This is a genomic window from Vibrio celticus, assembly GCF_024347335.1.
In the GTDB taxonomy this organism is placed as follows: Bacteria; Pseudomonadota; Gammaproteobacteria; order Enterobacterales; family Vibrionaceae; genus Vibrio; species Vibrio celticus.
Genome location: NZ_AP025463.1, coordinates 3,166,080 through 3,185,674, shown reverse-complemented (window position 1 = coordinate 3,185,674; position 19,595 = coordinate 3,166,080). Strand labels below are relative to the sequence as shown.

The following is a 19,595-nucleotide window of genomic DNA, read 5'->3' as shown; positions in this document are numbered from 1 at the left end:
TGTAATTAAAGTATTACATAAAAAAGGCTCCTAACCGAAGTGTAGGAGCCTTTTTTATTTATTTGTCAGCGTTGTGACTGTCGTACAACCAGTTTGCCATGTCGACAAACTGCTCGAGCGTTAAGTTCTCAGGGCGCATGCTTGGGTTGATACCAAGCTCTTCCAGTACTTCCTTATCGATCAAGCTCTTGTAGCAGTTACGAACCGTTTTACGACGCTGGTTAAAGCCTTCACGACATACGCGATCAAGCCATTTCAGATCTTTTGCCGGGTAAGGCAGCACTTCGTATGGCTGTAGGCGAACAACTGCAGAGTCTACTTTCGGTGGCGGAACGAAGGCCGTTGGTGGCACTTCTAGCACAGGTGTCACTTTACAGTAGTACTGAGCCATCACAGTAAGACGGCCGTAAGCTTTGCTGCCTGGGCCAGCGGCTAGACGGTTAACCACTTCTTTTTGAAGCATAAAGTGCATGTCTTGCACGTCTTTATGGAATTCAAAAAGGTGGAACATCAATGGTGTAGAGATGTTGTATGGCAAGTTACCAAAAATACGTAGCTTGTTGTTTGGTTTAACCAGTTCTTGGAAGTCGAACTTCATCGCATCGCCTTCACGGATCGTTAGCTTATCAGCCAGATCCGGATGGTTACGCAGACGTTCTGCAAGGTCTCTATCCAATTCGATAACAGTAAATTTATCGACAAGCTTACCCACAGGCTCAGTAATTGCGCCTAGACCAGGACCGATCTCTACCAAGTTTTGACCAGGTAATGGGTTAATGCTCGATACGATGCCATCAATAATGTATGGATCGTTAAGGAAGTTTTGACCAAAACGTTTACGCGCTTTGTGCCCTAAGTGGACATCATTTCTCATTGCTTTTTCTCTACTAATTCAATGGCGTGCGTGAGCGCTGTTCTAAAGCTCCCTGTATCGGCTTGGCCTTTCCCTGCCAAGTCTAAGGCGGTACCGTGGTCGACTGATGTGCGAATAAACGGTAAGCCAAGCGTGATGTTCACTGAGCGACCAAACCCTTTGTATTTCAATACCGGGAGTACTTGGTCGTGATACATACCTAAAACAGCATCTGCATCTTGCAAATATTTTTCATTAAAGATGGTATCTGCTGGCAATGGGCCAACTAAATTGATGCCATCTTTTTGGCGAATTTTTTCTAGCGTCGGGGTGATGGTTTCAATCTCTTCACGCCCTAAACAACCATCTTCACCAGCATGTGGATTCAAGCCACATACGTAGATAGTTGGTTTCTCAATAGCAAATTTCTCAACCAAATCTTTATTCAGAATAGCAATAATTTGCTCTAATCTGTCTTCGGTCACAGCTTGAGATACATAAGCTAGTGGGATGTGCGTTGTTACTAGCGCAACACGCAGCCCTTCAGTTGCCAACATCATCACCACCAGTGGTGTATTGGACTTCTCTGCAAAGAACTCGGTATGGCCGCTAAAAGCAACGCCAGCTCGGTTAATTACACCCTTGTGAACGGGGCCGGTGACAATAGCATCAAATTCATCATTCATACAGCCAATTGCTGCGGTTTCTAAAGTATTTAATACGTAATGACCATTAGCCTCGTTGAGTTGACCTGCAACTGCCGCTTCAGCAAGTGGAACGTGTTTCACTACCAGCGTGCCAGCGCGTTGCGGTTGCTTAGCTGCGTTTACGTCATAATCTAGCAGATCGACTTCGATACCAAGGATTTTTGCTCGCTCGGATAGCAGTGTTTTATCAGCACAAACCACGAGTTGATGAGGCCAACTTTCTTGAGATAGAGCCAAAGTTAAATCTGGGCCTATCCCTGCTGGTTCACCTGCGGTTATGACAATACGTTTAGTTGTTGTCATCTTGATCGTCCTCAACCATCTCAACAAAGGCACTTGCTCTTACTTCTTGTAGCCAAGCTCCCGCTTCTTCGTTGAATTTACGGTTAAATAGAATTTGGTAAGCCTTGTTTTTCAAAGCCGAATCGGTGCGGTCTACTTCGCGACGGTCTAGTACTTCAACAATGTGCCAACCGTGTACGGTTTTGAATGGCGCACTGATTTTGCCTTCAGGTAGCGTTTCTACTTGGTGTTTGAACTCTGGTACATACAAATCTGGTGTTTGGTAGCCTAGTTCACCATCTTGTACTGCAGAACCTGGATCTTGGCTGTATTGCTGCGCAAGGTCACCAAAGCTAGCTTCACCTGCGTTTACGCGGCGCGTGATCTCTTCAAGTTGCTCCTTCGCGCCATCGTCACTTAGGATCACTGTAGGCTTAATCAAAATATGACGTGCATTCACCTCAGTTACCGCAACAGTTTCTAGGCCTTTCACATCTTCAATTTTCAGGATGTGGAAACCTACACCGCTACGGAAAGGGCCAATGATACTGCCTTTATTTTGCATTTTGATCTGGTCAGCAAAAATGGTTGGCATCTCTTCTTTACGCATCCAGCCCCAATCGCCACCTTGCAGTGCTTTAGGACCCTTAGAGTAAGTATATGCCATGGTGCTGAAATCTTTGCCTGAGTTCAGTTCTTCAACCAATTCGGTAGCTTGCGCTTCTAGCTCTTCTTTGGTTTGGTCATCATTAAAGCGCAGTTGAATGTGGCCAATTTTGTATTGAACGGTCGCATTAGTCTCTTGCGCTAAGATATCCGCTAGGTTGTCTACTTCTGCTGGAAGGATATTAATACGACGACGAACTAAGGCGTTACGAGCTTCACTTGCTGCAATCTCTTTTCTTACTTGCTCACGAAATGCATTGTAGCTAAGGCCTTCTTCCGCAACCGATGCGGTAAGTTGTTCAACTGTTTGGTTGTTGTCTTTCGCGATGCCTTCGATTGCTTGATCAAGTCGAGCATCATCGATACGTACACCAATACGTTCCGCTTCTTGAGTTTGAATAGTATCGATGATCAGTTTTTCTAGTACTTGCTCATTGAGCACATCTTGCGATGGCAATGTTTGCCCGCTTTTCTTAGCGTTTGCACGCAGCGTCTTCATCGAAGCATCGATGTCGCTTTGTAAGATAACGCCTTCGTTAACGATAACTTTTACGCTGTCTAGCTCGACTGGCGCTGCAAAGCTTGTTGATAAAGTACAAGTCGCTGCGATAGCAATTAATGTGCGTTTCCACAATGTCATGTGTAATCCTTTAAATTTACTGATGTTTTATCAATAAAGAAAATTAGTTGTTTAAGAAGAATGGGCGACCGTACTCTAAAGAGTTTCCAGAGCTATCGAAGCCTGAAACGTTTGACCCAGATCCAGCAGATGTACCGAAGCCTACAATACCAAAATTGACACTAAAGTTGTTTTCGTAAACAGGATCAGCATTTATGTCTGAGTAGCCATTACCAGTCCAGCTTCGGAGTTCGTTGCTGTAGGTAACTCCTACATACCAGCAGTCATCTTTGTAGCGTAGGTTTGCTAACCACTCGATAGCGATGTTTTCATTTACATCATGATAGTACTGAGCGCTCGCGTACCATTTTGGAGTGAACTGGTAGCCTGTGACTAAACCTGCTTGTGAGATACCTTCACGTGTTATTTCATCTATATTAGTAATGGTCTCACCGACATTGTCTTCAATGTACTCTTTGGTGACGTAGCGGTAGTTTGCTTGAACAAAACCGTTACTGTCTATTCGATATTCAATTGTACTATTGGCTAGTTGCATTTCTGATGAGTCGATATCGTATTGAACGCCACCATGGTAAAAAAGGTAGTCATCGTAATTAAAGTCGACCTCAACTGCCCAGGATGAATAATTAGATTTATCTGTTGAATCGTTACTGCCAGATGATTGTTTTGTTTCTTTATCGATATAAAAAATTTGACCGAAAGAAATATTAAGACGTTCTTTGTACTCGTCATCAAAGAAGCGAGAAGATGCACCATAGCTTAGCTGATTTGCAGCCGCTATAAAATCAACCCCACTGTATTTCCTACTTCTAAATAAGCCGTAATAATCTGTCTGTAAAAGAGTAGTATCGTAGCGAGCAATGTTATTTTGTTCTTCTTCGGGAACGTAAAGGTATTGAACTTGTGGTTCAAGAGTTTGAGTGTACCCGTTCATTAATGTAGTGTCGCGCTCAAGTACAATACCGGCGTGACTTCTAAATTCGGGTATAACTCTGCTAACACTTTCTTCTAAATCAGCATACTCTGATACCGATGTATCTACACCACTCAGATCTTGGTTGTAGTATGTCCCAAGTAGCCGAGCTTCGGTCGTCCATGTTCCCCAAGTCGTACTTAATGGAACTTTTACCCCTGGCTCTATATGCAAACGTGTTGCTGTCGGTTTTCCTTTTGCATCTGTATCAAATTGAGATATGTGGCTAATCATATCAACTTCTACAGAGTCCCATATAACAGGAGTGTAATAGTTGAACGTTAGCTGTGGCATTAAACGATAGGCTTGGTTATCTCCATCGGTAAGTACTTGGAAGTCACGAACTGCGATGGATGCATCCCAGTTTAGAGATCGGTAAGTAACTTGTCCTGATTGTAAAAGCTGACCATCTTCACGGTTACCGATATTTGAATCTACATCTGAAAAATAATTAACATCACTAACCTTTGAATAGTCGATGTCAAACTTCCATGCTTGTTGATAGATCCCTTCAAAGTTGAACTGCCCGCCCCAACGACTGCCTTGTTCTGGATATTTATCATCACTTTCTAGGAACTCGAACTTTAAGTTACTTTCACCAAAATCACTTAAATGACGGAACTCGTTATTCAGTTGTGTTCCACGTTCTGCCATATATTTAGTTGTGATAAGTAGATCGTAGTTTGGTGCTATATTCCAATAAAATGGCACTTCGGTTTCGAAACCATCACTAGAGCCGTATGAAATCGTTGGGTACAAAAAGCCAGTTTTACGTTTATCACCAACTGGAACGGTGAGATACGGCAGGTAGAAAACAGGAACATCTAGAATTTCAAAGCGCGGATTGTAGAATGTTGCTTCTTCTTCATCTTGATCCAGTTCAATACTAGAGGCTTTTAACCGCCATGATTTATCACCAAGTGGACAGGATGTGATAGACCCGTCTTCCATGGTATAAACCGCTTTGCCAGTGCGAGATATATATTGGGCATCTCCTCGGCCTGGTTCACAAAGAAACTGGTATTGGGTGTTCTCTAGTTCGATTTGATCGGTATTTAGATTATTGGTCGCTCTGTCTGAGATAGATTTGATTTGACCGTCACTAAAGTTTACGTTGCCTTCAGCTACAACGATATTTTCTTGTTGGTGCAGGGTTACGTTATCGGCAAGGATGGTCTTGTTCCCTTGCGTAACGACTACGTCACCTGAATATATTGCCTTGTCACCATTGATAGCTTCTAAGCGATCTGACTCAACATGAGCGGGTAGCTGTGTCTCGTTTTCTGCAGCGGGCTCGATCAAGCATTGATCTATAGAGGGCATTTCCTGCACACTACTATCGGTGATTGTTTCAGCTTGAGTTGTCGACACGTATAACGCCGTACTTATAGACGCGGCTAACAAGGTGCGGGAAAAAGATTGCATGAAGTTGAACTATCCTGTGTCACTAGATGAAGGGTTGATCTAGTATCAATCCAATTAATAAAGCATTCTCCTTATGATAAAGGAAATAATAGCATTCAGCATCATCAGACAGCATTACTCAGATAAAATTCATAGATAGAGAACACATAATGCAAATATTTGGCAAAATTTTGGGCGCGTTTTTTGGCTTTTTATTTGGAGGGCCACTCGGTTTAGTTTTTGGTCTGTTTTTAGGACACCAATTCGATAAAGCTCGCCGATTGAACCAATCAGGCTTCAATAGCTCTGGTTTTGGTCGAGGTCCAAGCCAAGCAGAAAGACAGAACGAGTTTTTTAAATCCGCTTTTGCGGTTATGGGGCACGTTGCTAAAGCGAAAGGGCAGGTAACGCCAGAAGAGATTCAACTCGCTTCTACCATGATGGAGCGTATGAACCTGCATGGCGAACAGCGCAAAGCTGCGCAAGATGCATTCCGTGACGGCAAAGAGAGCGACTTCCCTCTGAGCGACGTACTTGAGCGAGTGAAAATCTCATCGGGTGGTCGTTTTGATCTTCTGCAGTTCTTTTTAGAGCTTCAAGTATCCGCTGCATTTGCGGATGGAAGTTTGCACCCGAGTGAACGTCAAGTTCTGCATAAAATAGCGCAAGGGCTTGGGTTTTCGGCAGAACAACTAGAACGCCGCTTGCAGATGCAAGAAGCTGCGTTCCGTTTCCAACAGCAAGGTGGAAGCTTTGGTGGCCATCAAGGCCATGGGCAATCATCAGGTTGGCAACAGGCTTCGCAACAGAACCAGCTTGGCGACGCATATAAGGTTCTTGGTGTGAGTGAAAGTGCTGACGGTAAAGAGGTGAAGAAAGCCTACCGCAAGCTGATGAATGAACATCACCCAGATAAACTGATGGCGAAGGGCTTACCGCCTGAGATGATGAATGTCGCGAAAGAAAAATCGCAAGAAATTCAAAATGCTTATGACTTAATAAAGAAGGTCAAAGGTTTTAAGTAATCGAACACTAGACCGAGTAATAACAAAGTTACTCGGTTTTTTATTAAAGGGAATTATATGACGGTAATGTATCAGGATGTTCTAGAGTTTTGGTTCGATGAGTTGACGCCTAAAGATTGGTTCACTGGCGGCGCCGAGATTGACACTTTGATAGAGTCTCGATTTTCTGAATTGCATAAAGCAGCCATTCAAGGCGAGCTATTTGAGTGGCGCCAAACTGCGCAAGGGCGATTGGCTGAGATTATCGTACTTGATCAGTTTTCTCGAAATATAGGTAGAAACAGCCCGACAGCATTTTCTTCTGATCCGATGGCGTTGGCTCTAGCCCAAGAGGCGGTAGCGGGTGGTTTTGATCACCAGCTTAACGAGCAACAGAAAAGCTTCCTGTATATGCCTTATATGCACAGTGAATCTTTGTTAGTCCATGAACAAGCCGTGGAACTCTTTTCTCAAACGGGATTAGAACATAATTTGGATTTTGAGTTTAAGCACAAAGTTATCATTGAGCGATTTGGTCGCTACCCTCACCGTAATGAGGTGTTAGGGCGAGCTTCGACTCCTGAAGAAATTGAATTCTTGCAGCAACCGGGCTCAAGCTTTTAATCGTAGAAATACGGTCAAAGAATTGAGAAGAGGTTAGAGGTAAATAAAAAACTCTCGCCTCTTTTTTTTACTTTAGTAATGAATTTTAGCCTTAGAGCTAGTTTGCTTGGTTGAGCGACCAATCGTATTCATAACTGATGTTTTGAGTATTCGTTACAGGTTGAGTTCGATATTGTTCTAAGTGACGAATAAGTTGTTTCTTCGTACCAAAATCCACAGCAAACCATTCGTAAATCGATGATATTTGAAGCTTGTTATTTGTTTCCAGTACGCCTTTGTCACTGCTTACAAACTCAGTTGCAGCTTGCTCTAGCAAGGTTTCAATATTGTCAGAGGTAAAAGCGTCAGGTTGTAAGTTAGGGCAACCTAGGCTGGCACAGTTCACTGCATAATGCGTACGAGGGTCTTGCCAAATCGGTCTGAGGATTCGGTGTTCAATGTCATTGAGTGTCAGTGATTTCCCGTTAACGACTACCACATCATCTCCCCACGGCCCGAAACTAAATAGTCCGCCAAGTTTAGTTATGGATTTGATCGGGTAGGCATCAAGAATCAAATCGACAGTCACGGCGTTATATAGATTAACCCAATAGGCATATTGCTCCGCTTTTGAAAAGTTGAGCGGATTCACCTGTTCGAGTTGCTTGATGTATTGCTTAAGTTTTGTCTTATCGGCAGTGTTCACCGCTTTATAGCGAACTAACGTATTTTGCCCCTGTTTAACCAAGTAGCTATCGAGGAATTGCTGCCAATCTTGATGAGATACCTGTTCTAGATTGGTTTCGTCGCTTTGGTTCCAGTATGGCCAAAGATCGGATTTAGGCGCAGACCAAGCTAAGGTTGAGAAAAGTAGGCTGACAATAAAAAGTAGTTGTTTCATGGCATTCTCCTGATGACTGACTACTAAGACCTTATGGCTTACCATTTTCTTTCAGTGCTCTTCATTTAAATAAACATATGAAGTTAAGTTAAAAGCTTAGACAAATAAAAAAGGTTGGCACTTGGCCAACCTTTAGATTTATTCAGAAACGTCTCATTATTTTAGGAAGCTAGGAATCTTAGCTTCAAACTCTGAAATCTTATCGGCGTGTTGAAGTGTAAGGCCGATATTATCTAAACCATTCAGTAAGCAGTGACGACGGAACTCATCAATTTCAAACGAGTACTCTTTGCCGTTCGCGCTAACTTTCATTGCTTCTAGATCAACCGTAATTTCTGCACCTTCATTCGCTTCAACGAATTGGAATAGCTCATCCACTTCTTGCTCAGTCAATCGAACGGGCACCATTTGGTTGTTGATTGAGTTACCGTAGAAGATGTCAGCAAAGCTTGGCGCAATCATCACTTGGATACCGTAATCGGCAAGCGCCCAAGGTGCGTGTTCACGAGATGAACCACAACCAAAGTTCTCACGAGCCAGTAGAATTGAAGCGCCTTGGTAGCGAGCTTCGTTCATTACAAACTCAGGGTTTGGTTGTTGGCCTGCGTCATCTAGGAAGCGCCAATCGTGGAACAAGTGTTTACCAAAACCGATGCGGTTTACTTTCTGTAGAAACTGCTTTGGAATGATCGCATCAGTATCGATGTTGGCCGTATCTAGAGGAACGACTAATCCGGTGTGTTGTTGAAAACCTGACATGTTAAATCCTCTAATTAAAGTTCACGAATATCGACAAAGTGACCAGCGATTGCCGCTGCGGCTGCCATTGCTGGGCTAACTAGGTGCGTACGACCATCACGGCCTTGGCGACCTTCAAAGTTACGGTTTGATGTAGAAGCACAGCGCTCTTGTGGACCTAGACGGTCGTTGTTCATAGCAAGACACATAGAACAGCCTGGTAAACGCCATTCAAAGCCTGCTTCGATGAAGATCTTATCTAGGCCTTCAGCTTCAGCTTGTGCTTTAACTTGCTCTGAACCCGGAACGATAAGCGCTTGAACATGTTTCGCTACTTGACGGCCTTTCGCTACCGCTGCTGCTGCACGCATGTCTTCGATACGCGAGTTAGTACAAGAACCCACGAACACTTTATCTACGTTGTAATCAGATAGAGATTTACCGGCTTCAAGGCCCATGTAAGCCAGCGCTTTTTCTGCAGATGCTTTTTCAACAGGGTCAGCGAAGCTTTCTGGTGCAGGGATTGGCGTGTCTACCGAGATAACCTGACCTGGGTTAGTACCCCAAGTAACTTGTGGTTTAATGTCTGCTGCTTCTAATGTAACAACCGCATCGAACTCTGCATCAGCATCGGTTTTCAATGTATCCCAGTATTCGATTGCCGCTTCTAAGTCTTGGCCTTGTGGAGAGAACTTACGACCTTTAATGTACTCGTATGTCGTTGCATCAGGGGCAATTAGACCTGCTTTAGCACCAAGCTCGATAGCCATGTTACATACCGTCATACGACCTTCCATCGTAAGGTCTGTAATTGCCTCACCACAGAATTCCACAACGTAGCCAGTACCGCCTGCAGCTGTAGTTTTACCGATGATCGCTAACACGATATCTTTTGCAGTGATGCCTGGAGCAACCTTGCCTTTTACTTCGATCTTCATCGTTTTAGCACGAGCTTGTTTTAGTGTTTGCGTAGCTAGAACGTGCTCAACTTCTGAAGTACCGATACCGAATGCTAGTGAGCCAAATGCACCGTGTGTAGCCGTGTGTGAGTCACCACATACGATGGTCATTCCCGGTAGCGTAATACCTAGCTCAGGGCCCATTACGTGCACAATACCTTGGTATTTGTGGTTTAGATCGTAAAGCGTGACACCAAACTCTTCACAGTTCTTCGATAGCGTTTCCATTTGGATACGAGCCATCTCACCAGAAGCGTTGATGTCTTTAGTTTGTGTCGATACGTTGTGATCCATGGTCGCAAAAGTTTTGCCTACTTGGCGAACTTTACGGCCTTTTTCACGCAGACCATCAAAGGCTTGTGGTGACGTTACTTCGTGGACTAGGTGACGGTCGATGTAAAGGATCGGATTTTCGCCTTCTGCTGCTACTGCAACGTGCGCGTCGTAAACTTTTTCGTATAAGGTTTTTGCTTGCTGGTTTGTCGACATAGCTTTTCTTCCTTGGGAGCATCAGTCCCAGTGTTTGTTTCGAGCCAAGTCATGCGGTTTACGCTGACTTGGCTTGATATTATTCTTATGTACTTGCTTCTAATCGGAGCATTTAGCTTATGAAGCTAAGATGTACTCAGCGATCTTGTCACCCATTTCAGAGGTAGTAAGCGCTTGGTTCTCACCTGCAAGGTCTGCTGTTAGCTCCCCTGCTGAAAGCGCTTTAGATACCGCTGTTTCAATGTCTTGTGCTGCCGCTTCTTCGCCTAGGCTGTAACGAAGCATTAGCGCTGCAGAAAGAATTTGTGCAACTGGGTTTGCGATGTTCTTGCCTGCGATATCTGGAGCACTGCCGCCCGCTGGTTCGTATAGACCGAAGTTACTTTCGTTTAAGCTTGCAGAAGGAAGCATACCCATAGAGCCTGTGATCATTGCGCACTCATCAGAGATGATGTCACCAAAGATGTTTGAACATAGCATTACGTCAAACTGAGATGGGTCTTTGATTAGCTGCATGGTCGCGTTGTCGATGTACATGTGGTTTAGCGTGACATCTGGGTAATCTTTTGCGATTTCTTCAACCACTTCACGCCATAAGATAGAGCTCTGCAGAACGTTTGCTTTGTCGATTGAGTAAACGTTTTTGTTACGTAGACGTGCAGATTCAAACGCAATCTTTGCAATACGTTCGATTTCGTAACGGTGGTAAACCTCTGTATCAAAAGCTTTCTCAGTTGCGCCTTCGCCTTCACGACCTTTAGGTTGGCCGAAGTAGATACCGCCGGTTAGTTCACGAACAACAACGATGTCGAACCCGTTGCCTGAGATATCAGCACGTAGAGGAGAGAAAGACTCTAAACCCTTGTGGATTTGGGCAGGACGTAGGTTACAGAACAGTTGGAAGTGCTTACGTAGAGGAAGTAGGGCACCACGCTCTGGTTGATCGTTTGGTGGAAGGTGTTCCCATTTAGGGCCGCCAACCGAACCAAATAGTACAGCGTCAGATTCTTCACAGCCTGTTACTGTCGCTTCTGGAAGTGGACAGCCGTGGTTATCAATGGCGATACCACCAACATCATACTCTTCACGAGAAAAGCTAATCGCGTGCTTTTTTTCAATCGCGTCTAGCACTTTGTGTGCTTGCTGCATTACTTCTGGGCCAATGCCATCACCAGGTAGTACGGCAATCTTGTATGATTTATCAGTCATGTTAATCCTTTAATTCTTGTTACTGAGCTCTTTCGCTCGTTTTAAATTTTGTCCCTAAAGCCAACAACAGCGGCTCTAGGGCTCTGTTATTGGGTGCTTAAACGGTTGCGATTCTTTGCTGCTTCATTTCAGCGATGGTATCTGCACGTTGAATGCTATTGATAACATGCAATAGCGCTTGACCAGAGGCCTCAACGATATCCGTTGAAACGCCAGTGCCGTGGTACTTGCGGCCTTTATAGTTAGCAATAATATCAGCTTGGCCTAGGCCATCTTCGCCTTCACCTTTCGCGGTAAGGTCGAATTTATCCAATGCAATTTCGTAACCCGTTAAGCGGTAGATACATTGGTATAAAGCATCAACCGGTCCATTACCGACAGCCGCTTCGCATTTCTCTTCATCACCACATTGCAACTTGATGCTGGTGGTAGACATAACACTACCAGATTGTACGCTTAGGTAGTTAAGTTTATAGAAGTCATCTTCGTCACGTAGATTTGCGAAGTGCATTAGTGCTTCTAGATCGTAATCGAATACTTGGCCTTTACGGTCAGCCAGTTTCAAGAAGTCTTCGTACAATGAATCTAGGTTGTACTCATTGTCTTTGTAGCCCATTGCGTCCATGTGGCTCTTAACGGCTGCACGACCACTACGGCTGGTTAGGTTCAAAGCTTTGTTTTTCAAACCAATAGATTCAGGCGTCATGATCTCGTAAGTGTTCTTGTTCTTAAGCATGCCATCTTGGTGGATACCTGAAGAGTGGCTGAATGCGTTAGCACCGACGATTGCCTTGTTGTCTTGAATTGGCATGTGACAAAGCTGGCTAACCAACTTACTGGTACGGTGAATCTCTTTATGATCCAAACCAGTATGAACACCTAATAGCTCTTGACGAGTTTTGATGATCATTGCGATTTCTTCTAAAGAACAGTTACCCGCACGCTCACCAATACCATTAATTGTGCCTTCAATTTGTCGAGCGCCTGCTTGAACGGCAGCAATTGAGTTCGCAACCGACATGCCTAAGTCATCGTGACAGTGAACAGAGATGATCGCCTGATCGATGTTTGGTACGCGATCAAATAGTGTTTGGATAATGCCACCAAACTCATTCGGTACTGTGTAGCCTACGGTGTCTGGAATATTGATGGTTTTTGCGCCAGCGTTGATAGCGGCTTCAACCATGCGACATAGGTTATCGATAGGAGTACGACCGGCATCTTCACAAGAGAATTCAACATCGTCTGTGTAGTTACGAGCGTGTTTAACTGCTTTTACTGCCATCTCGACAACATCGTCGTAGCTGCGGCGTAATTTGTCTTGTACGTGAACCGTCGATGTAGAAATGAAGGTATGAATACGGAACTGATCAGCTACTTTTAGTGCTTCGGCAGCGGCATCGATATCTTTCGCTACTGCGCGAGAAAGCGCACAGATGCGGCTATCTTTAATATTCTTTGCGATGGTTTGTACTGATTCGAAATCGCCTGGCGATGAAACAGGGAAACCCGCTTCAATAACATCTACACCCAGTCGTTCAAGTGCATAAGCGATCTGTAATTTCTCTTTTACCGTAAGGCTTGCTGCCAACGCTTGCTCGCCATCACGTAAGGTCGTGTCAAAAATTATCACTTGATCGTTCATGGGTGCTTCCTTATATCGATAATGAATCGATTGCTATCCAAATTATTATTAAGAATGATGTTCTTTTAAAAGTGCCAGTTACAAAAAAACCCGCTCAGCGCGGGTTTTAATATTTGTGTAGTTCTTGACCCACAACTTACCCGCGCGATTGGTTCACGATAAGGAGAAGTTTCAGCAGTCGAGAAGAAGAAAAAATCATTACACAAATATCCGTAAATAAACTGTTAACACCATATTTACCGCAATTTATTCTGAGCGTCAAACAAGAAAATCCAATATCAGCGTGCTTTGGCGGTGTTTTGGTTTGGTTTGTGCTGCTTGCGTGTTGTTTGTTGGTGTTATCGGCTGAATGAGTATTTCGTACTGGGGGGTTAGTTTATCGTTTGGCTTATGTGTAGGTTAAAACTTTGTAGTAAATCTTTTTGATGGAACGATTCACCAAAAAAATCACAAGCGTGACTAAATTAATTAATCACTTGATTAAATGGTGAGTAATTAATCTTCTACTGTTACGCCTGTTTATCTCTATAATTAATCAGATGATTAATTATAGAGATGGATTTTTGCCATGACGGCACGAAAAGCGGGGCGACCTCAAAAGAACTTAGATGTTCGACAGTTATTGATTGAGCATGCTCGTGATCTGTTTGTCGTTCAGCCATACGACAAGGTCTCGACGCGCCTGATTGCTGAGCGTGCGGGTGTGAACATTGCGATGATCCGTTATTACTTTGGCAGTAAGGCCGGGCTGTTTGAAGCGATGCTGCGTGAAACGCTACGACCTATGCAATTGCAGATGCAGAGGTTGGTTGAAGAAAGCAGTCATGAGAACTTTCTTGATTTAATGCGGACTTACTACAAAGAGATGGTCAAGGTGCCGAAGTTTCCTCGCTTGATAGCCCAAGTGATGAATATGCCTCCTTCTGAAGTGCAAAGAGAGTTGCTCGAAAAGGTTTTCCTCGATGTTGCCAAGCCAGCCCAAGATGTCATTTTTGAAAAGTTGGTTGAACAAGGCATCTTAAAACAGAACATGGATCCAAAATTGTGTCGTGTTTCGTATGTAAGCTTGATGGTGTTTCCTTTCATCGCTCCGCCGCCTTTATTGGCAATCCATGGGATTGAGATTAATGAAGAATTTCTTAATCGTTTAATCGAACACAACATTCAACTGATGACTGAAGGCTTTATCAACGTGCCGAGCCCTTCTTCCGTGCAGGACCAAAGATAATGAAAATAAATAAAAAACTACTCTTCTTTCCAGCACTTGCGGTTGGTGTGATTGGCCTTGTCGCCGCGATTAACTTGAAGCCGGATCTTCCAACCAAACCTGCGGGTGATAGGGCTCGCTTAGTTGATACTGTGAGCCTAGAACAACAACTGATAGCACCGTTAGCGGTTGGCTTTGGCAAAGTGGTGCCTAAAGTTGAATGGAAAGCGATTGCTGAGGTGACAGGACAGATCGTGTATCGACATCCAGATCTTGAAAAAGGCCAGGTGATTCCTGAAGGAACGGTCGTGCTCAAGGTTGATCCATTGGATTATGAATTGAAGCTGATACAAGCAGAGGCGGATCTAAAATCAAGCCAAACTTCATTAGCGAAATTGAATCAAGAAGAAGACAACCTGAATCAGACTCTTAAGATCGAAAAGAATCGTTTGGTGATCAGCAATAAAGAGCTACAGCGTAAACAAGATCTGCGTAAGAAAGGTCTCACTTCTCAGTCTGATGTCGACCTGCAACAACAAAGTGCATTGTCTCAGCAGAAATTGGTATTAGATATTGCGAACCAAATTGCCTTAATGCCAGATGAAAAGCGTGTCGCGGAGGCGGTGATTAAGGTCAACGTGTCTAAGGTAAAAGAGGCGCAGCGCTCTCTCGATAAGACCACTATCACTTTGCCAAGGGCAATGCGAATTGCTCAGGTTGATATCGAACAAAATCAAGTGGTTAATCTTCAACAAGAGATGTTTATTGCTCACGGAATTAATGTCATGGAAGTGGAGGCGCAACTTTCTATTCACGATATGCAAACTTTAGCCTCGAGCTTTAATCAATTCCCTCGCGATGCTGCAGGGATCCCTAATCCTTATGAAGCGCTAATCAAAGCGACGATTCAACTTAACAGCGGCAACCTGAAGCTGAGTTGGCCTGCGAAGGTGGCAAGAATCAGTGAGACGGTTGATGAAAACCAAGCGACAGCCGGAATTATTCTTGAGATCGCTCAAGACTATTCACAACTGCAGCCAAGCAATGCTACCCCTTTGGTCAACGGCATGTTTGTAAAAGCTGAGATTGAAGGTGTCGCGAATCTAAGTTGGGTGGTTCCAGAGCGAGCACTGCACGGTGATAAGGTTTACCTGATGGATGACAATCAGCGCTTGCAAGTGGTGAGTGTTGAAGTGCTTTATCGCAGAGATAACCAAGTGGTTGTGAGTGGCGAGCTACAAACGGGAGATAAATTGGTTCTTAATGACGTCCTGCCAGCTATCGAAGGCATGTTACTGAAAGAGTCGAACTCTACAGAGGTTAAGCTTGAATCGGATACTCAGGAGAGTGCGTCATGATCAAGTTTTTCTCTCGGCACCCTACAGCAGCAAACTTGTTGATGCTTGGGTTGTTGATTTTGGGTATAAGCTCACTATCGACCATCAAACGTGAAACCTTCCCCGCTTACGATCCGCCTTACATTATGGCTGCGATTGTCTATCCCGGAGCTTCTCCACAAGAAGTGGAAGAGAGCTTATGCGTGCGAATGGAAGATGCAGTAGACGGCTTAGCCAACATTGAAGAGACTCAGTGTGAAGCGATCGAAGGCAGTGCTCGTTTAATTCTCAAGTTAAATGAAAAAGCGGACATCGGCCGAATGCTGGTGGATGTGCAAACCCAGATCAACTCGATCAATGATTTTCCGACTGAGATTGAATCGCCTGTTGTTCAAGAGCTAGATTGGAATGAACCGGTTGTTGATATCGCTATAACAGCCGAAACGTCGTGGCCGGAACTTAAGGCCTACGCGGAAGATCTTAAGCGTACCATGAAGCTTGATTACGATGTCTCTTTGGTCGAGGTCAGCGGTTTCTCTGATCATCAATATCGAGTGGAACTGGATACTCAAGCTATTCGTCAGCTGGGCTTGAGTGTCGGTGATATCGCGGATCAAATTAGTCGACAGAATGTAAAACTGCCGAGTGGTAACGTTGAAACACCAGACAAAAACTTCCTGATTCGTTTTGACGAGAGACGAATTACGCCTGTTGAACTGGAAAGCATCGTGGTTGGATCCGCGCCTAATGGCTCGGTGATCCGTTTGAGAGACATAGCCAAAATAACCGACCGCTTTGAGCTTGATGAACAGAAGGTGTTGTTTGATGGCAAGCCATCGGCTCTGTTGAAAATCAGTAAAAACAAAGAAGATGATGCGCTACGAATCAAAGAGAACGTGACGCGTTTCGTTGAAGATCAGAGCGCGATTGCCCCTGATGGCGTGACGCTACAAATGACCAACGATCTCTCCTCTGTGCTGTGGGATCGCCTTACCATGATGGTTCGCAATGGCTGGCAAGGTATTGTGTTGGTATTTGCCACCATGTGGCTGTTCTTCAGCTTACGCTATTCATTCTGGGTTGCAGCTGGCTTACCTGTTGCCTTCCTTGGTGGCTTGTTCTTAATGGCCAACCTGGGTTTGTCGATCAACATTATGTCGTTGGTCGGACTATTGATGGCAATCGGTATTATGATGGATGACGCCATTGTGATCGCCGAATCGATAGCGTCCCATTTAGATAGGGGGCAAAACGTTGATGATGCGGTGTACAACGGCGTTAAGAAAGTGCTTCCCGGAGTGCTGTCTTCTTTCCTAACCACGGTGTGTATTTTCGGTAGTTTACTGTTTCTTGATGGCGAGATGGGCGCGGTGCTTAAGGCTGTTCCTCAAGTTTTGATTTTGGTGCTGTCGTTAAGCTTGATTGAAGCCTTCCTGATCCTACCTAATCACCTATCTCATTCATTACACAAAGAAAAGAATGACAAGCCAGCGCTGCGTTTTAAGGTTGTGTTACTTGAGAAGTTCGAGAACTTTCGTAATACCACTTTGATGAACATGGTTGAGAAAGTCGTGACGTTCCGCTACGCCTTTATGGGCGGAGTGATTACGCTGTTGTTGCTTTCAGTCGCCTTGATTGCTGGTGGCGTTGTTAAGTTTCAACCTTTCCCAGAGCTGGATGGCGATATTGCCGAGGCGCGTATCATTCTTCCGCCGGGCGCATCACTGTCTCAAACCGAGAAAGTGATCGACAAAATTGTCGCGTCTGCTGAGCGCTTGAACAAGCAATGGAGCGAAGAGGTTGAAGAAGGCAATACACTGGTCGAGCACATAACTAGCCAATTCAATGCCAACGCCGATGCCAATGAATCTGGCCCGCACTTAGCCACAGTGCGCTTAGATTTACGCGGAGCAGAGAGCCGTAACACAGTTATTGATGACTTCATTGATGCGTGGCGTGAAGATATTGGCGACTTAGCGGATCCTATTTCATTAGTGTTCAAGCAACCTACCATGGGTCCAGGCGGTCGTGCTATTGAGATCCGAGCCAAACACGATGACCTGAGCGCGTTGAAATCTGCTTCTTTGGATATTCAGGAGTACCTTAATCAGTTTGATGGGGTGCATGGCGTGCTTGATGACATGCGGATGGGTAAAGAAGAGATCTTGGTGAAGCTGCGCCCTGGAGCCGAAACCTACAATGTGAATGGGCAGATGATTGCATCTCAGTTACGGGCGGCTTTCTTTGGGCAAACGGCGGACGAGATTCAAATCGGCGTTGAGAATATCTCGATTGAAGTACGCCTTGATAAGGAGCAAGCGGGCGACATACAGCAGCTAGCTAACTTCCCAATCATTACCGCAGATGGCAGTCAGATCCCGCTAGCAACCTTGGCGACATTAGATTTCCAACGTAACTACGTGCGAATTCAGCGTATTGATGGGTTGAGAACCATCAGTATCTTTGGTGATATTGATAATAAGAAAGCGAGTTCATCCGCGATTCTGGCTCAGTTCCAAAAAGATGAAGCAGCCAAACTTATTCAGAAGTACCCGGGTTTACGCTTTGATTTCGAAGGGGAGGCCAAGGATGCAGCCAAGACGGGCGCTTCGATGGGCAAAGGGTTCTTGCTCGGCTTATTCGGCGTGTTTGCGATTCTTAGTTATCAATTCCGAAGCTACTTAGAGCCTGTGGTCGTGATGTTGGCGATTCCACTCGCCTTTATTGGGGTGGTCGTTGGTCACTGGATACTTGGCCATTCTTTGAGTATGCCAAGCATGATGGGCTTTGTGTCGCTTGCCGGGATTGTGGTTAATGATTCCATCTTGTTGGTGCAGTACATTCGTCACCATGTCGATGAGGGAGATAGCGTGCATGACTCGGTGGTAAAAGCCAGTCGTGAGCGTTTCCGAGCGGTATTCTTGACCTCAATGACGACAGCGGCAGGTTTGCTACCGCTATTGACGGAAACCAGCTTACAGGCACAGGTTATCCAGCCATTGGTTATTTCGATCGTGTTTGGCATATTTGCCTCGACCTTACTGGTGCTGTTTATGATCCCAGCGGCCTACGCGATATTGGCGGATTTCGGTTTGGTGAAAAAGCACGAGCCATTAGCGCTATAGCCTTTAGTGCTATTATCATTTGCGAGTACTACTATTATTAGCGAACGCTATAACCATTAACACGATAGAAGTAGCGTTTGCTTGCTTATATAAAGAAGTGAAAACATAGAAGAATAAAGCGGCCTTGGGTCGCTTTATTTTTATCGGTCGCTTCAATTTCCATCCTGACTTGATCCATTGACCTGCCTATCAAGCATGGGAAATTTCATTTTAGTTCATTCAAAACGTCACTTAACTGTCATTTGTTGAGCATAACTTGAGCCTTAACTGAATAAGGATTGTTAAGGAGATCGTATGCGTACTATCGAACCTATTGTCCGCTGGGATGTGGCATTTTCTGTTTTCTGTTTAAACAACCGCTATGGCGGGCAACATGCAACGCTCAGTAAAGCGGTGTCTCATACTGGAGATGGACACCTTTATGTTTTGATTGCCTTGATTGCACTGCTGGCCGATAGCAACACTGGTCGAGACTTTCTTTTGGTGGGCTTAACCGCCTTCGCAATCGAGTTACCTATTTACTGGTTTGCTAAAAATACCCTCAAGCGCCGTCGACCAGCTGAGTTCTCTTCACTACTTCACTCTCATATTGTGCCATCCGATAAATACAGCCTGCCTTCAGGGCATTCCGCTGCGGCTTTTGTTATGGCGACCCTAATCGGGCATTTCTATCCGAGCTTGTACCTCTTTAGCTTGGTGTGGGCAACTGCGATTGCAGGCTCTCGAATCCTGCTCGGTGTGCACTTTTTAACGGACGTACTGATTGGAGCAGCCTTGGGCATAGCTTGTACCAGCCTCGCTATCAGTTTCATCCTGTAATTATTTTGTTGGCAACCACTGCCGAGCTTAAGTG

General features: G+C 44.7%; 15 protein-coding genes. 6 read left to right on the top strand and 9 right to left on the bottom strand.

Annotated elements, in window-relative coordinates; translation table 11 throughout:
- Positions 1–58: 58 nt before the first annotated feature.
- Genes rsmA through lptD form a run of 4 tightly spaced genes read right to left on the bottom strand, consistent with a single transcriptional unit; the run spans position 59 to position 5,546 of the window.
- Positions 59–874: a 16S rRNA (adenine(1518)-N(6)/adenine(1519)-N(6))-dimethyltransferase RsmA gene (rsmA, locus tag OCV19_RS14235; RefSeq protein WP_017062942.1), complete on the bottom strand. Its 816-nt coding sequence runs from the start codon at positions 872–874 to the stop codon at positions 59–61.
- Positions 871–1,863, bottom strand: coding sequence for a 4-hydroxythreonine-4-phosphate dehydrogenase PdxA (gene pdxA / locus OCV19_RS14230; RefSeq protein WP_065676149.1), 993 nt, complete (start codon positions 1,861–1,863; stop codon positions 871–873). The genes rsmA and pdxA overlap by 4 nt, the downstream gene beginning before the upstream one ends.
- Positions 1,850–3,148 (bottom strand): peptidylprolyl isomerase SurA, encoded by a 1,299-nt coding sequence (surA, locus tag OCV19_RS14225; protein ID WP_048609649.1) that lies wholly within the window; start codon positions 3,146–3,148, stop codon positions 1,850–1,852. The genes pdxA and surA overlap by 14 nt, the downstream gene beginning before the upstream one ends.
- 43 nt (positions 3,149–3,191) lie before the next feature.
- Positions 3,192–5,546, bottom strand: coding sequence for an LPS assembly protein LptD (gene lptD, locus OCV19_RS14220; RefSeq protein WP_083994288.1), 2,355 nt, complete (start codon positions 5,544–5,546; stop codon positions 3,192–3,194).
- Between the two features lie 149 nt (positions 5,547–5,695).
- Between lptD and djlA the strand changes: the two genes are divergently transcribed.
- A complete protein-coding gene (djlA, locus tag OCV19_RS14215) occupies positions 5,696–6,550 on the top strand; it encodes a co-chaperone DjlA (protein ID WP_010434455.1) in 855 nt (284 codons plus the stop codon).
- Positions 6,551–6,607: 57 nt separating this feature from the next.
- The gene (locus OCV19_RS14210) at positions 6,608–7,153 is read left to right on the top strand and encodes a DUF924 family protein (RefSeq protein ID WP_065676147.1); all 546 of its coding nucleotides are present in this window, start codon (positions 6,608–6,610) and stop codon (positions 7,151–7,153) included.
- Between the two features lie 97 nt (positions 7,154–7,250).
- On the opposite strand, the gene OCV19_RS14205 is transcribed toward OCV19_RS14210, so the two are convergent.
- From OCV19_RS14205 to leuA, 5 genes are all read right to left on the bottom strand, one after another.
- A complete protein-coding gene (locus OCV19_RS14205; RefSeq protein WP_065676146.1) occupies positions 7,251–8,033 on the bottom strand; it encodes a DUF547 domain-containing protein in 783 nt (260 codons plus the stop codon).
- Between the two features lie 156 nt (positions 8,034–8,189).
- Positions 8,190–8,792, bottom strand: a complete 603-nt coding sequence (gene leuD / locus OCV19_RS14200) for a 3-isopropylmalate dehydratase small subunit (RefSeq protein ID WP_017061388.1) — start codon at positions 8,790–8,792, stop codon at positions 8,190–8,192.
- 14 nt (positions 8,793–8,806) lie between these two features.
- Entirely contained in the window at positions 8,807–10,219 is a 1,413-nt protein-coding gene (gene leuC / locus OCV19_RS14195; RefSeq protein ID WP_065676145.1) for a 3-isopropylmalate dehydratase large subunit, read from the bottom strand.
- 117 nt (positions 10,220–10,336) lie between these two features.
- Positions 10,337–11,428, bottom strand: coding sequence for a 3-isopropylmalate dehydrogenase (gene leuB, locus OCV19_RS14190; protein ID WP_065676144.1), 1,092 nt, complete (start codon positions 11,426–11,428; stop codon positions 10,337–10,339).
- 97 nt (positions 11,429–11,525) lie between these two features.
- On the bottom strand, positions 11,526–13,073 hold the full coding sequence (gene leuA / locus OCV19_RS14185) for a 2-isopropylmalate synthase (protein ID WP_019826902.1): 1,548 nt from the start codon (positions 13,071–13,073) through the stop codon (positions 11,526–11,528).
- Positions 13,074–13,641: 568 nt separating this feature from the next.
- Between leuA and OCV19_RS14180 the strand changes: the two genes are divergently transcribed.
- The 4 genes from OCV19_RS14180 to OCV19_RS14165 all read left to right on the top strand — a co-directional run bounded on the left by OCV19_RS14180 (position 13,642) and on the right by OCV19_RS14165 (position 19,561).
- A complete protein-coding gene (locus OCV19_RS14180; protein WP_065676143.1) occupies positions 13,642–14,301 on the top strand; it encodes a TetR/AcrR family transcriptional regulator in 660 nt (219 codons plus the stop codon).
- Positions 14,301–15,638, top strand: a complete 1,338-nt coding sequence (locus tag OCV19_RS14175) for an efflux RND transporter periplasmic adaptor subunit (RefSeq protein ID WP_065676142.1) — start codon at positions 14,301–14,303, stop codon at positions 15,636–15,638. The genes OCV19_RS14180 and OCV19_RS14175 overlap by 1 nt, the downstream gene beginning before the upstream one ends.
- Positions 15,635–18,742 (top strand): efflux RND transporter permease subunit, encoded by a 3,108-nt coding sequence (locus OCV19_RS14170; protein ID WP_065676141.1) that lies wholly within the window; start codon positions 15,635–15,637, stop codon positions 18,740–18,742. The genes OCV19_RS14175 and OCV19_RS14170 overlap by 4 nt, the downstream gene beginning before the upstream one ends.
- Positions 18,743–19,036: 294 nt before the next feature.
- Positions 19,037–19,561: a phosphatase PAP2 family protein gene (locus OCV19_RS14165; RefSeq protein WP_017068816.1), complete on the top strand. Its 525-nt coding sequence runs from the start codon at positions 19,037–19,039 to the stop codon at positions 19,559–19,561.
- Positions 19,562–19,595 lie beyond the last annotated feature (34 nt).